Here is a 12,324-nt window from a genome sequence, read left to right as displayed (position 1 = left end):
GTCCCCGGAATATGAAAATCGACCCACGAAAACCCGCCGATTTGTCTGCGCAAATCGCGCAGGCCATCCGTGATGCCATCATCTCGGGTGAATTGATCGTGGATGAGCGTTTGCCGTCCGAGGCAGAACTGTCCGATCAGTTTCAGGTCTCACGCCCCACGGTGCGCGAGGCATTGAAACGTCTAGCCGCGCAATCCTTGATCCGAACGCAGCGGGGCGCCAGCGGGGGGGCTTTTGTTAATCGGATCAGCTTTGAGGACGCGTATTCGCAGCAAATCACGACCTCAACACTGTTGTTGTCGATGAATGCGGTCAGCTTTGATACTGCCTGCGAGGCCCGATTTTCGTTGGAACGCGCCTGCGCGCCCTTGTCTGCGCAACGCCGTACTTCGGATCAACTGGCCACCATGCGGGCCGAGATTTTCCGTCAGGCACAGCCTGGGCTTTCGGATGAGGCCTTTTGCGCTTCAGACGTCACATTCCATCGGGCCTTGGTAGATGGTGCCGACAACCCGGTGCTCTCTTACCAGTTGGCCGGCGCTGTCGAGGCCATGCAGCCCTTGATGAACATGATCACCTTCACCGCCCGATCGCGTGAACAAATCATCTCCTTGCACAATCAGATTGCCGATGCGCTGGAAGAAAGGGATGCGGCAAAGGTAGATGCAAAACTAGTTGAGCTAGAAGAATACACCCGTAAGCTGGCCCAGGATGTCGCCCAGCAACATCGTAAACCTGCTTGATGAGGGACAGATGACAACAGCTCTGAACGTAATTGCCGCCCTCTTGACCATAGGTTTTGGCCTCTTCGGTTTTCTGGCGCCCGCGTTCACTGCGGCCTCATTGGATTTGACACCAACCGACAGCAACATGGGTCTTAGCGAGATGCGTGCATCAGTCGGTGGGCTATTTGTCGTAACCGGCGCGGTGGTGCTGTGGCTGAACAATCCCATGGCCTATGCCATGTTGGGCGTTGTTTATGCGGGCGCGGCGCTTGGGAGGTTTGTCTCGGTCATTTTTGACAATCCGCCACTCATCAAAGCTATGACATTCGGAGGAATCGAATTGGCCCTGGCGCTGTGGTTGATCTTGGCGAACATCAACAGGGCTGCGTAAGCATCTGTTTTTAAAGCAAGCGTAGATTGGAATTCCTGGTTTGCATCCACGCGCGCGCTCACCTATATAGGATATGTCTTTCGGGACTATGGACATAAACGCGCTCGTAATAAGCGGATCGGACCCGGGGGCGGTACCCGGCGGCTCCACCAACCATCCTTCGTTTGAGGATTTTGGGGCCGAAATAGGATCGACGAACGTCTAAAGGGGTTAGCTTTGTCTCGGCTGTCTGCCACCGTTACCGGCGAAAATAGTACAATTGCAAACGACAATCGTGCTCCGGTTGCAGTTGCTGCGTAAGCAGTAACAAGACCGAAACTTAAGTCCTTGCGCCTAGCCGCGTAAGGCGGGGTTCGCAGGTACCTGGCAACAGAAACCTGCATTTTCTCCCTAATGTCTGCGGTTTATCTCTGATCTTGTTCACGTTCAGAGTTTATTCACCCTTTGGTCTCATGCTGACCCCGACAGAAAAAGGAGAGTCGGGATGTCCCATACAGATGTCGTCAAAGGATGGTATTCCGAGGTTTGGGAAAACGGGAACCTTGATGCGATAGATCAGTACTTTAGCGCTGATACGATGGCCGAAGGGTTGATCCCCGAAATGCAAGTCGGCGCGGATGATTTCCGCGATCTGGTCATGGCATTTCGTCACGTTCTTGGGGACATCAAGGTTGAAATTCCAAAGATCGTCGAAGATGGGGACTGGGTTTCTGCCATTTTGCATGTCAGCACGACGCGGGCGGACAATGGCGCTCCACTAAAGGCCACGGGCAGTGTGTTCGCGCGGGTCAAGGACGGTCGCATGGTCGAGGCTTATAACCAATTCGACTTCATCTCTTTGTTCGAACAACTCGGGCAGTTTCCGCAAGACACTTTGCCTGTCTGCATGACAGGTCAAAGGCTAGATTGGGCGTAACACGGTTCAGGCAATCTTGACCCCTTTGGCGCTTAGCCGTAAGCAAAGATCATGGGGTAAGATTGCGAACGCCCCGTGAGGCGCCAGCCCAAGTTTCGCATGTATCCGCCCAAAACAGGAGACATGCTATGCCTGCGCCCAATTCAATTACACCTAAACAGCTGATGCGCCTAATCGGAACACCACAGGCTCCGGTTTTGGTCGACATATGTCTCGATGAGGATTTCACAGCTGACCCCTATCTAATCCCCGGCTCATTGCGTCATTCCGCCAAAGATATCGACGGGATCGCCGAAAAGATTGGCGACCGTGCGGCTGTCATCATTTGCCAAAAGGGCAAAAAGCTCAGCCAAGGGGTTGTCTCTTGGCTGCGCAGCAAAGGTTGTGTGGCGGAATACCTGGAAGGTGGTATGTTTGGCTGGCGGGAAATGCCCGACGCGCCGCGGGTTCCAGCCTCGGCCGTACCATGGCACGAGGGTGGTCGATCCGTCTGGGTCACGCGTCACCGGCCCAAAATCGATCGGATCGCATGCCCCTGGCTGATCCGCCGCTTTGTCGACCCGGACGCGCAGTTTCTATTCGTGGCACCGTCCGAGGTGCAAGCCACCGCCGAGGCCTTTGACGCAACGCCGTTCGATATAGAGGATACGTTTTGGTCCCACAGACAGGATCGCTGCACCTTTGACACCATGCTGGACGAGTTTCAGCTGCACATGCCCGCGCTTGACCGATTAGCCACGGTCGTTCGGGCCGCCGACACCAATCGCCATGATCTCGCCCCCGAAGCTACCGGACTATTGGCAATCTCGGTCGGCCTGTCACGTCAATACCGCGATGATCACCAGAACCTCGAGGCTGGGCTGCATCTGTATGACGCGCTGTACCGCTGGGCACGGGACGCGTTTGACGAGGGTCACGACTGGCCAACGGATCGCAAATCATGACGCCATCCCTTTCAGAACTTGTCCGGGTGTTTGGCCGCATCGGGTTGTTGTCGTTCGGAGGGCCGGCCGCGCAAATCTCACTGATGCACCAGGAACTGGTCGAGAGACGCCCGTGGCTGGACGAACAGGCTTATCTGCGCGCCTTGTCCCTGTGCATGCTTCTGCCCGGCCCCGAGGCCATGCAACTGGCCACTTATGCCGGTTGGCGTCTGCGTGGTGTGACCGGCGGGTTGATCGCAGGTGCCCTTTTCGTACTACCGGGTGCGTTTGTCATCGCCATTCTCGTGGGGCTTTATGCTGCGTTTGGCGACCTGCCAGTGGTGCAGGCTGGGTTTTTGGGTGTGAAAGCAACTGTGATTGTCATCGTTCTTCAGGCTCTTAGGAACCTGTCGCGCAAAGCGCTGACCGACAAGCAGCATCGAGTGATCGCAGGGTTGGGTTTTCTTGCGATTTTCGCGCTGAACCTTCCCTTTCCGCTGATCATTCTGGCGGCAGCAATCTGGGGCTATGTCACCTTTAACGGCGAGGTCACTACCGCAGATGCACCCCCTGCCCCACAGGCCAAAGGCATGCTCGGCACCGCCGCAATCTGGCTGGCCCTGTGGCTGGGGCCACTGTTGGCATTGACCTTGGCGGGACAAAAACTGTTGAGCGATCTGGGCTGGTTTTTTGCTCGCCTTGCCGTTGTCACGTTTGGCGGGGCCTATGCCGTTCTGGCCTATATGACCCAGACCGTGGTTGAAAAATATCAATGGGTCAGCACAGATCAGATGATCGACGCGCTGGGTCTGGCCGAAACGACTCCGGGGCCGTTGATTCTGGTGACACAGTTTGTCGCCATGTTGACCGGTCAAATCAACGGCGGGGCGCCGCTTGCGATTGCGGCTGGAGCGGTTGCCCTTTGGGCCACATTTGTACCGTGTTTTCTTTGGATTTTTTTGGCCGCCCCCTATCTGGACCAATTGGCGTCCCGTCCAAGGTTGTCCGCCGCGCTGCACGGGATTACTGCCGCTGTGGTAGGTGTGATTCTTAACCTGTCAGTGTGGTTCAGCCTGAACGTTCTGTTTCAGACTATTCCCCAACAGTCCTGGGGTCCGGTGACCATCCCCAGGCCCGATCCAGCCACCCTGGATCCTGCCGCTCTGATCCTGACACTATTGGCTGGGCTATTGATTTTTAGGTTTAAATTTGGGATGGCAACAACTCTGGCCATCATGGCCATGATTGGAACGGGAATTCACTTCCTTTGAACAATCCTCGCATACCCGGTCTTTCGTTTCCGTCGAAATCCCCTATGCTGAGGGTAACCACTTTTGAGGATGACACATGTCGCAAGACATCGATTATGGAAACTTGATGCACACCGCGATGCGCGGGCTCATCAAATCCGTTCTAAACAGCGTTGCCGATAATGGCCTGCCTGGGACGCATCATTTCTTTATCACCTTTGATACGCGTCAGGATGGCGTTCAGCTGGCGGATTGGCTGCGCGAGCGGTACCCCGAAGAGATGACAATCGTCATGCAGCACTGGTTCGAAAATCTAGAGGTCGGCGACGAAGGCTTTGCCATCACGCTGAACTTTGGAGACGCACCGGAACCGCTATACATCCCTTATGCGGCGATCAAAACCTTCGTCGACCCATCCGTCGAATTCGGCTTGCGGTTTGAAAGCCCCGATGATGAGGAAGAAGCCGACCCCATCGTCGAGGAATCAATCGAGGTTGAGGAAGGGGCAGATCAACAAGACGCCGAGGTCGTCTCGCTGGACAGTTTCCGTAAATAATTGCTCAATAGACTATTGTTTTTTAAGAAAAGTCTCGACCGAACGGGACTTTTCCCCATTGCGGAACCGCGAAAACGACAGGTCCAGACCACCCTCAGCCAATGTACGGTCGTATTGCTGCAATTCATAGTCGCCGGTTTCGCCGATAAACAGCGAAAATACGGTTAGAGTATCACCTTGGATCCGGCCCCAGACAAAAGGTTCGCCTTGCATCGGGTCAAGCGGTACTTCGTGTCCAAACACATTGCGTTTCATCGCAGCCGAAAATACATCTGCCCGGTCGGACTGTTTGAAATCAATCGAGAATTTCTGTTCCTTGATGCGGCCATCCGCCTTGTAGGTCGTTGTGGTCCAACTGATGTTAAAACCGTTCTTCATCTCGTGAATCGACACGCTCATGTCGCGTGGCGTTTCGGTACCGTCATCATCGACAACACTTGCAGATCCAACATAGTCGCCGACAAAAGGCGAAATATCCGCCGCTTGGACAGGAACGCCAGATAATGCGATCAAAAACAGGAAGCACAGCGAAAAGACTATATATTTCAAGAAATAAGTCTGAACCAATTTGCCCACCGGAGCCTCCAATATGGTGATCCTATTATTGTAGCGGACACGTATGCACGCACAATGCGATTCACAAGAAATTTCACCGTCCCTTCCACCTATACCTCTGGCACCCTTAAGTTTATGGTGCGCGCAACTGGCCGATTGCTCTGCAACTATGTTGCGGGTAAATGGCATACGAACGTATACACTACGGAGTGATAGATGTCTCAGACCCGCACCGAATCCGACAGCTTTGGCCCGTTGGAGGTTCCTTCTGACAAGTATTGGGGTGCCCAAACGCAGCGATCAATCATGAACTTCCCGATCGGTTGGGAAAGGCAACCCGTTGCCATCGTGCGCGCGCTGGGCGTGATCAAAAAAGCCTGTGCGATGGAAAACAAAGCCATTGGTAAGCTGGATGCAAAGATCGCAGATGCCATCATTCAAGCCGCTGGCGAAGTGATCGAAGGCAAGTTTGACGACAATTTCCCTCTGGTCGTCTGGCAGACCGGTTCGGGTACGCAGTCGAACATGAACTCGAACGAGGTGATCGCCAACCGCGCGATCGAAATTCTGGGCGGCGTTATTGGTTCGAAGGAGCCTGTTCACCCCAACGACCACTGCAACATGGGTCAATCGTCGAACGACACCTTCCCCACCGCCATGCATATCGCTACCGCGATGAGCGTGCGCGATGTGCTGTTGCCGGGTCTTGAAAAATTCGCTTCGGCGCTGGAAGCCAAAGCAAAAGAGTTTGCAGGCATCATCAAAATCGGCCGGACCCACACTCAGGACGCGACGCCACTGACGCTGGAACAGGAATTTGGCGGTTATGCGCACCAGATCCGTCAGGGTATCGCCCGTGTCCATGCGTCGATGCCCGGAATTTATGAACTGGCGCAAGGTGGTACGGCTGTTGGTACTGGTTTGAACACCCATAACGGCTGGGATGAGGCCGTGGCCAAGAACATGGCAGACATCACCGGCCTGCCCTTCATCACCGCACCGAACAAGTTCGAGGCACTGGCCGCCCATGACGCAATGGTGTTCCTGTCGGGTGCTTTGGCGACCATCGCGGGCTCTTGCTACAAGATCGCCAACGATATCCGCCTGCTGGGATCGGGGCCGCGCTCAGGTCTGGGTGAGTTGATCCTGCCGGAAAACGAACCCGGTTCGTCGATCATGCCGGGCAAAGTGAATCCGACACAGGCCGAGGCTCTGACTCAGGTGGCTGCCCATGTAATGGGCAATGATGCCGCGATGAAGTTTGCCGGTTCGCAGGGGCACTTCCAGCTGAACGTCTATAACCCGATGATGTCCTATAACCTGTTGCAATCGATTCAACTGCTGGGCGACGCAACCGACAGCTTTACTGAGCGGATGCTGCTGGGCATCAAGGCTAATGAGCCGCGCATCGACAAGCTGATGAAGGAATCGCTGATGCTGGTGACCGCTCTGGCCCCGACGATTGGCTATGACAACGCCACAAAGGTTGCCAAAACCGCGCACAAAAATGGCACCACCCTCAAGGAAGAGGCCATCGCGCTGGGCTTTGTCGACGAAGAAACCTTTGACGCAGTCGTACGTCCTGAACATATGATCGGCCCGAAAGACTGATGGGTAAGCCGGTCAATCTGAACCGGTACAGAAAAGCAAAGGCTCGGGCCGAGAAAAAGGCCCGCGCCGACCAGAACGCTGTAAAATTCGGGCGCAACAAGGTCGAAAAGGCCGAGGCCAAGTTCGAGCAGGACAAACAGCGCCGCGACATGGACAATCACGAGTTGGATGAATGAGCGGTCGCCCGGTCAAACGCTCACTGACTTTGAAAGGTCATCGCACTTCGGTGTCCCTTGAGGATGAGTTCTGGCAAGCCTTTCGCGACATTTCGAAAGAAAAAGAAATGGCAATAAATGCGTTGGCGGCTGAGATTGACGTCGAACGTGACCCCGATATCGGTCTAGCTTCAGCCATTCGCGTCTATGTTCTGAATTGGTACCGCACCCGCGATTGATGCTTGTCACCCTGTTTCCTTTGCATGTACCCTGATCCGGAACAAAAGGGGTACATCATATGAGCAAGACTGTAACCGGACCCGATGGACAACCGCGCTGCGCTTGGTGCCAAGCCGCCCCTGAGTTCTTTGAGTATCACGATCAAGAATGGGGCTATCCGGTCGCGGACGATCAGCGATTGTTCGAAAAGCTGTGCCTTGAAAGCTTTCAGTCCGGACTTAGTTGGCGAACAATACTGAACAAGCGCGAGAATTTTCGCAAAGCGTTTAATCAATTCGATTTTAACGCTGTAGCTGCATTTACTAATGCAGACATCGAGCGTCTCTTACAGAACGAAGGCATCATACGTCATCGCGGCAAGATCGAGGCCGTGATCAACAATGCCCGCTGCGCGCAGGACCTTATCGTGGCCGAGGGTTCTCTGGCCGCTTATGTGTGGCGATACGAGGCCGACAACCCGCCTGCGCCGCAAACTGCGTCAACCTCCGCCGAGTCCATTGCAATGTCGAAGGATTTGAAAAAACGCGGTTGGAAGTTTGTTGGTCCAACCACGGTATTTGCTTTCATGCAGGCCATGGGGTTGGTCAACGACCACGCAATCGGCTGTACCATGCGTGAAAAAGCGGCGCAGATGCGCCGCGAATTCATCAAGCCGGAATAGCGCCTCTTAGACCGAGGCGCGGAAGATCTTGTCAATATTGCCGCCCAGAGCCGTATTGAACTCAGCATCTGATTGCTGTTTGGACAGCCCTTCGGTCAACGCGCGCGAAAACGACGCAATCATCTTGCCGTTCTGGTTCAGCAGATCACAGGCTTGCTCGGTTGAATAACCACCAGACAAAGCCACTACGCGGACAACACGAGGGTGGTCGGCCAGTTCGTCGAACAGGTTGGCATTGGTAGGGATGGTCAGTTTAAGCATGATGTCCTGCCCCTCGTCCAGTTGATCGAGGTTCTTCAGGATTTCGGCCTTCAGAATTTCCTCGGCCTCGGCCTTGGTGGCGGAATTGATGTTCACTTCGGGCTCGACAATCGGAACCATGCCTGCGGCAACAACCACGCGCGCGACGTCAAATTGCTGGGCAACTACGGCGGCAATTCCTTCGGCGTTGGCTTCATGGATCACCGAGCGTTCCTTGGTGCCGAACACGCCATCCACCTTGGCCAGTGTTTCCGTCAGGCCAGGAATCGGTTTCATCATCTGTACACCGTTGGCCTGATCTTCCAGACCCTTGTCGATCTTCAGGAACGGCACGATACCTTTCTGCGACCACAGGTAATCGGCGACTTTGCGGCCATCGATTTCCTCGCCCAGCGTGCGTTCGAACAGGATCGCGCCGATCACTTTGTCCTTGGTAAAATCGTCAGCCAGAATAATGCGGGCGCGCATCTTCTGGATTTCACCGAACATTTCCTCGTCCGAGCTATAGTCCGAGGCCTCAACCCCATAAAGAGCCAGCGCCTTGGGCGTCGACCCGCCGCTTTGATCCAGGGCCGCAATGAAACCCGCGCCGTTGGACATCTGCTCGCGCTGTTCTGCTTTGGACATAAGACTTTCCCGTTTAACAATGATTCCGCATTTTGCACTCGCATACAGCAAGGCGGCGGGCGATGGTAGCGTGTTAGCGCTCAACCACGCGCAGCCAGATGCCATCTTTGGACCGAACCGTCAGATGCGCCACTGGCACTGGTGTGCGATCTTCAACCAGTTCGAACCGGAAATTTCGCAACAACATCAACAACAGCAATGGCCCTTCGACCATGGCGAACCCGGCCCCGGTACACACGCGGGGACCGGCGGAAAACGGGATATATGCGTGGCGCTGGCAGGTTTTCCCGTTTTCGGTAGACCATCGAGTAGGATCGAAATCATCGGGTCGTTCCCACAAACGCTCTTGCCGATGCAGGTGCCAGGGGCTGATGACGATCTGCGCGCCCTTGGGAACGTCCCGCCCTCGGAATTGTTCGGGGCACGTCGCCTCGCGCACCATCATTGGTACCGGAGGGTACAGGCGCAGCGCCTCGCGAAATACATCGCGGCTGAGCTTCAATTTGGACACTGCGCTAAAGCTGGGATCATTCAGAGTATCCGCCTCAGCGCTTAGTTTTTCCTGCCATTCGGGGTAAAGCGCCATCAAATACAGCGTCCAGGCCAGCGCTGATGCACTGGTTTCATGCCCAGCCAGGAAAAAGATGGCGACCTGATCCACCATCTCTTGCGTGTCGAAACAACGACCGGTTTCCGGATCAGGTGTGCTCATGATCTTGGTTGCCAAGTCGTCCGGCGCCTGACCCGTTGCGATCAGATCGGCACGCTCTGCTATTAGACCCGAAATCAAAGCCCGGATATCCTGCGCGTTTCTGCGTGTATTGCGCGCATGCAACCGGGGCACCCACTTCGGTACCGGAATAAAGGCCGCCAGGTTCAACAAAGGCTGTTGCCGCTGATAGGCTCGGAACTTTTCGAACACCTGCGCGGCTACTTCATGTTCAATCGGAACTGAGAAGAGCGTTCGGAAAATCACGTCCGCCGCGGCGTGGCTGGTAACCTCCTCGCATTCAATCACCTGCCCCGCTTGCCCTTTCAACCGCGTGACACAGGCTTGCGCAGCTTCCAGCATGGCTGGGAACGTGTCTTTCAACCGCCCGCCTTCAAAGGCCGGGTCGATGATGCGGCGCTGCCGTTTCCAGGTCTCACCATTGGTCAGAAAGACCGAGTCACCCAATAGCGGGCGCAACCCCTCGCTTATGCGACCAGATTTCGGGAAATCGTCGGGGCGCTGCTTAAGGACGGTTTCTACAAGCTCGGGCTGGTTGATCATGTAGGACCGAAAGAACGGCGTTCGGAACTCGGCCATCCAGGCCCGGTACAGGCGCTGTGGTTGGGCCGATAACAGGTCCTTGCGGAACAGTTTCAGATAGCGCCACAGAGAGACCTTATCCGGGCGGGATGTTGGTTTGGGCGGCTTCACGGAAGAACCGACCTGTGTTTCGAAACCGGCTGGTCGATACGCGATTTTGACGGATCACGGCCTTGAAACCTTTGCGCCAATGAAAGCGGCCCTGCGGTAACGCGGAAATAGTCATAATCGCCGGGGCGATCAAACGCGCAGAGATACTGAAAATGCAGCCGGAAAAACCGCCAGCGCAGCTCGTGCCAGCGTTCTGGCGACAGAGTCTGTGTAAAGGCTGCGGACAGCACCAGCGGCCAACGTTTTTGATCGGGGGCAACGCCACTGACGCCCACTGGGTCACATAGAGCAAAGGCACACCCATCCCCCGGGGCGGACACGTCAACCCAGGTGAGTTCACTTAGGGTCGACAGAAATTGCAGATCGGTGCGCAAATCCCTGGCGTCCGGCAGGAATGAGACCATAGGCACCACCTGCCCAAGGCTTAGAAAGGACAGGATCGGGCCGTCATTGGGAAGGTTTTGCGAACGGATCAGATCAGCCAATACCATCACACCCAGATGCGCCCCCGATGAATGGCCAACGACCAGAACCTCATCCACATCCGTCTCAAGTACGCGTTGAATATGTTTGGTAAAGTCGGCCAGACGTGACCGTAACTCGGCTGGGGTGGAGCCGTTCGAAGCAGCCGAATAGGCATAATCATGCATCAGGTAGTACGCAAACAAGCGATTATCGATCTTGCGAAACCAATGCAGCAAGCCATAAGCGGCCGCTATTGCCGGCACCAACGCCACCCACCCAGCAACAGGCCATAGCAACGCCGCAAATATCCACAGCACGCCTAGCGACAAGGCCAATTGCGCAATCAGCATGCCGACAGGATACAACGCTGCAATCACTGGCCCTTTGCGCAAGCGCATAAGGCGCCACAATGCCCCTGACCCAATGTAAATCCAGGCCGTGCGCACAAGCTGCAAGTAGGCCGCGGGGATCGAATTCGACATGCTGTCGCGCACGATGTCCGACCAGACCAAGACCTCGATATCTGCCTCGACGTCGACGCCATCCTGGTGCGAGCGGACATGCCAGCCGTACGGACCGTCACCTGACTTGGGCGACAGTGAGATCTCGTAGCCTGAGATTTCCGCCTGCGCCCGACCTTCTTTTCGGTACAGCTCTCGGTATCGCCGAGGGTGAATCGGATCGTAGCCGGGTATGTAGAAAACCCGACGCCGTCTTACCTGAGGCTGATTTGTGTGACTGCTCATGGCCTTACCTTCTGCGGCGCAGGTTAACGCAGCCTTGCCGCCAAGGTAAGTCAGATCATCCGAAATTGGCGAGTGCGGGGAAGGTTTCCAGCAGCCACCAGCTGAACTCGGTGAACAGGCCAGTGATCAGCATGATGCCGACGAACAGCAGCAGACCCCCCATGACCTTTTCAATCGTTCCCATGTAAGGCTTGATCCGGTTCATCACTGACATCGACCGGTTCAGGAACATCGCGGCCAGTAGGAACGGAATACCCAGACCTGCCGCATAAACACCCAGCAACAACGTACCCCGCGCAACCGAGGACTCGGACGCCGCCAGCGACAGGATCGCACCCAGTTGCGGTCCGATGCACGGAGTCCAGCCGAACGCAAAGGCCAGACCCAGGATATAGGCACCAAAGACTGAGCCGCCGGAATCTCCGGTTTCGATCCGCGCCTCACGATCCAGGAAAGGAATGCGGAAAACATTCAGGAAATGCAGACCAAAGACAATCACCACTGCACCGGAGAGTTTGGCGAAAAGCACTTGGTTCTGTAGCACGAATACCCCAAAGGCCGATGCTGTGAACCCCAATAACAAGAACACCGTGGACAGACCCAGCACAAAGAACAGCGCCGACATCGTCGCCTTACGCCGCGCACGCGCCTCATCCTGCATCTCGTTGATGGTCACACCGCTCATATACGCCAGATAAGGTGGCACGATGGGCAGAACGCAAGGCGACAAGAAGCTGATCAGCCCGCCCAGCATCGCGATGAACATGGCGGGCAGCAGGCCCGCGTCTATGATATCAATTCCGAACATAAATCAGCACA

General features: G+C 55.6%; 15 protein-coding genes and 1 other RNA gene. 11 read left to right on the top strand and 5 right to left on the bottom strand.

All coding sequences use genetic code 11. The features are described from left to right. Positions 1–11: 11 nt before the first annotated feature. The 7 genes from ACR0JB_RS04695 to ACR0JB_RS04665 all read left to right on the top strand — a co-directional run bounded on the left by ACR0JB_RS04695 (position 12) and on the right by ACR0JB_RS04665 (position 4,761). Positions 12–743 carry a FadR/GntR family transcriptional regulator gene (locus ACR0JB_RS04695; RefSeq protein ID WP_170348632.1) on the top strand — a complete coding sequence of 244 codons (732 nt, stop codon included), beginning with the start codon at positions 12–14 and terminating at the stop codon, positions 741–743. A gap of 10 nt (positions 744–753) precedes the next feature. Continuing rightward, the gene (locus ACR0JB_RS04690; protein ID WP_170348631.1) at positions 754–1,116 is read left to right on the top strand and encodes a DUF4345 family protein; all 363 of its coding nucleotides are present in this window, start codon (positions 754–756) and stop codon (positions 1,114–1,116) included. Between the two features lie 36 nt (positions 1,117–1,152). Further along, positions 1,153–1,500, top strand: a transfer-messenger RNA (tmRNA) gene (gene ssrA, locus ACR0JB_RS04685). A gap of 100 nt (positions 1,501–1,600) precedes the next feature. Continuing rightward, complete coding sequence (locus ACR0JB_RS04680) at positions 1,601–2,032, top strand: ester cyclase (RefSeq protein WP_170348630.1); 432 nt, start codon at positions 1,601–1,603, stop codon at positions 2,030–2,032. 128 nt (positions 2,033–2,160) lie between these two features. Next, positions 2,161–2,976: a chromate resistance protein ChrB domain-containing protein gene (locus ACR0JB_RS04675; RefSeq protein WP_170393962.1), complete on the top strand. Its 816-nt coding sequence runs from the start codon at positions 2,161–2,163 to the stop codon at positions 2,974–2,976. Continuing rightward, complete coding sequence (gene chrA, locus ACR0JB_RS04670; RefSeq protein WP_480789714.1) at positions 2,973–4,226, top strand: chromate efflux transporter; 1,254 nt, start codon at positions 2,973–2,975, stop codon at positions 4,224–4,226. Before ACR0JB_RS04675 ends, chrA begins: the two co-directional genes overlap by 4 nt. A gap of 76 nt (positions 4,227–4,302) precedes the next feature. Continuing rightward, entirely contained in the window at positions 4,303–4,761 is a 459-nt protein-coding gene (locus ACR0JB_RS04665) for an SspB family protein (protein ID WP_170393958.1), read from the top strand. 12 nt (positions 4,762–4,773) lie between these two features. On the opposite strand, the gene ACR0JB_RS04660 is transcribed toward ACR0JB_RS04665, so the two are convergent. Beyond that, a complete protein-coding gene (locus ACR0JB_RS04660) occupies positions 4,774–5,289 on the bottom strand; it encodes a PH domain-containing protein (RefSeq protein ID WP_254437337.1) in 516 nt (171 codons plus the stop codon). A 243-nt stretch (positions 5,290–5,532) separates the two neighbouring features. Here ACR0JB_RS04660 and fumC point away from each other — a divergent pair, with 243 nt between their 5' ends. From fumC to ACR0JB_RS04640, 4 genes are read left to right on the top strand one after another with little or no spacing between them, the layout of a single operon-like run. Continuing rightward, positions 5,533–6,927 carry a class II fumarate hydratase gene (fumC, locus tag ACR0JB_RS04655; protein WP_170393956.1) on the top strand — a complete coding sequence of 465 codons (1,395 nt, stop codon included), beginning with the start codon at positions 5,533–5,535 and terminating at the stop codon, positions 6,925–6,927. Next, entirely contained in the window at positions 6,927–7,103 is a 177-nt protein-coding gene (locus tag ACR0JB_RS04650) for a DUF4169 family protein (protein ID WP_170393954.1), read from the top strand. Before fumC ends, ACR0JB_RS04650 begins: the two co-directional genes overlap by 1 nt. Beyond that, positions 7,100–7,321 (top strand): ribbon-helix-helix domain-containing protein, encoded by a 222-nt coding sequence (locus ACR0JB_RS04645; RefSeq protein ID WP_170348623.1) that lies wholly within the window; start codon positions 7,100–7,102, stop codon positions 7,319–7,321. The genes ACR0JB_RS04650 and ACR0JB_RS04645 overlap by 4 nt, the downstream gene beginning before the upstream one ends. Before the next feature lie 59 nt (positions 7,322–7,380). Further along, positions 7,381–7,983: a DNA-3-methyladenine glycosylase I gene (locus tag ACR0JB_RS04640; RefSeq protein WP_170358347.1), complete on the top strand. Its 603-nt coding sequence runs from the start codon at positions 7,381–7,383 to the stop codon at positions 7,981–7,983. A 6-nt stretch (positions 7,984–7,989) separates the two neighbouring features. On the opposite strand, the gene ACR0JB_RS04635 is transcribed toward ACR0JB_RS04640, so the two are convergent. The 4 genes from ACR0JB_RS04635 to ACR0JB_RS04620 form a co-directional block, all read right to left on the bottom strand. Continuing rightward, the gene (locus ACR0JB_RS04635; RefSeq protein ID WP_170393951.1) at positions 7,990–8,871 is read right to left on the bottom strand and encodes a fructose bisphosphate aldolase; all 882 of its coding nucleotides are present in this window, start codon (positions 8,869–8,871) and stop codon (positions 7,990–7,992) included. A gap of 73 nt (positions 8,872–8,944) precedes the next feature. After that, entirely contained in the window at positions 8,945–10,294 is a 1,350-nt protein-coding gene (locus ACR0JB_RS04630) for a cytochrome P450 (RefSeq protein ID WP_170393949.1), read from the bottom strand. Continuing rightward, positions 10,291–11,505: a hypothetical protein gene (locus ACR0JB_RS04625; protein ID WP_170393947.1), complete on the bottom strand. Its 1,215-nt coding sequence runs from the start codon at positions 11,503–11,505 to the stop codon at positions 10,291–10,293. Before ACR0JB_RS04625 ends, ACR0JB_RS04630 begins: the two co-directional genes overlap by 4 nt. A gap of 55 nt (positions 11,506–11,560) precedes the next feature. Beyond that, on the bottom strand, positions 11,561–12,313 hold the full coding sequence (locus tag ACR0JB_RS04620) for a cytochrome c biogenesis CcdA family protein (RefSeq protein ID WP_170348618.1): 753 nt from the start codon (positions 12,311–12,313) through the stop codon (positions 11,561–11,563). Positions 12,314–12,324: the final 11 nt, after the last annotated feature.

The organism is Ruegeria sp. BI7, assembly GCF_056537925.1.
The sequence above is the reverse complement of the archived record's forward strand: the minus strand, read 5'-3'. Positions and strand labels throughout refer to the sequence as shown.

Excerpts from the sequence above, each read along its gene's own strand:
- ACR0JB_RS04625 (WP_170393947.1), bottom strand. The coding sequence starts at position 11,505 with ATGAGCAGTCACACAAATCAGCCTCAGGTAAGACGGCGTCGGGTTTTC.
- ACR0JB_RS04645 (WP_170348623.1), top strand. The coding sequence starts at position 7,100 with ATGAGCGGTCGCCCGGTCAAACGCTCACTGACTTTGAAAGGTCATCGC.
- fumC (WP_170393956.1), top strand. The coding sequence starts at position 5,533 with ATGTCTCAGACCCGCACCGAATCCGACAGCTTTGGCCCGTTGGAGGTT.
- ACR0JB_RS04680 (WP_170348630.1), top strand. The coding sequence starts at position 1,601 with ATGTCCCATACAGATGTCGTCAAAGGATGGTATTCCGAGGTTTGGGAA.
- ACR0JB_RS04690 (WP_170348631.1), top strand. The coding sequence starts at position 754 with ATGACAACAGCTCTGAACGTAATTGCCGCCCTCTTGACCATAGGTTTT.
- ACR0JB_RS04650 (WP_170393954.1), top strand. The coding sequence starts at position 6,927 with ATGGGTAAGCCGGTCAATCTGAACCGGTACAGAAAAGCAAAGGCTCGG.
- ACR0JB_RS04665 (WP_170393958.1), top strand. The coding sequence starts at position 4,303 with ATGTCGCAAGACATCGATTATGGAAACTTGATGCACACCGCGATGCGC.
- ACR0JB_RS04695 (WP_170348632.1), top strand. The coding sequence starts at position 12 with ATGAAAATCGACCCACGAAAACCCGCCGATTTGTCTGCGCAAATCGCG.
- ACR0JB_RS04640 (WP_170358347.1), top strand. The coding sequence starts at position 7,381 with ATGAGCAAGACTGTAACCGGACCCGATGGACAACCGCGCTGCGCTTGG.
- chrA (WP_480789714.1), top strand. The coding sequence starts at position 2,973 with ATGACGCCATCCCTTTCAGAACTTGTCCGGGTGTTTGGCCGCATCGGG.
- ACR0JB_RS04675 (WP_170393962.1), top strand. The coding sequence starts at position 2,161 with ATGCCTGCGCCCAATTCAATTACACCTAAACAGCTGATGCGCCTAATC.
- ACR0JB_RS04620 (WP_170348618.1), bottom strand. The coding sequence starts at position 12,313 with ATGTTCGGAATTGATATCATAGACGCGGGCCTGCTGCCCGCCATGTTC.
- ACR0JB_RS04635 (WP_170393951.1), bottom strand. The coding sequence starts at position 8,871 with ATGTCCAAAGCAGAACAGCGCGAGCAGATGTCCAACGGCGCGGGTTTC.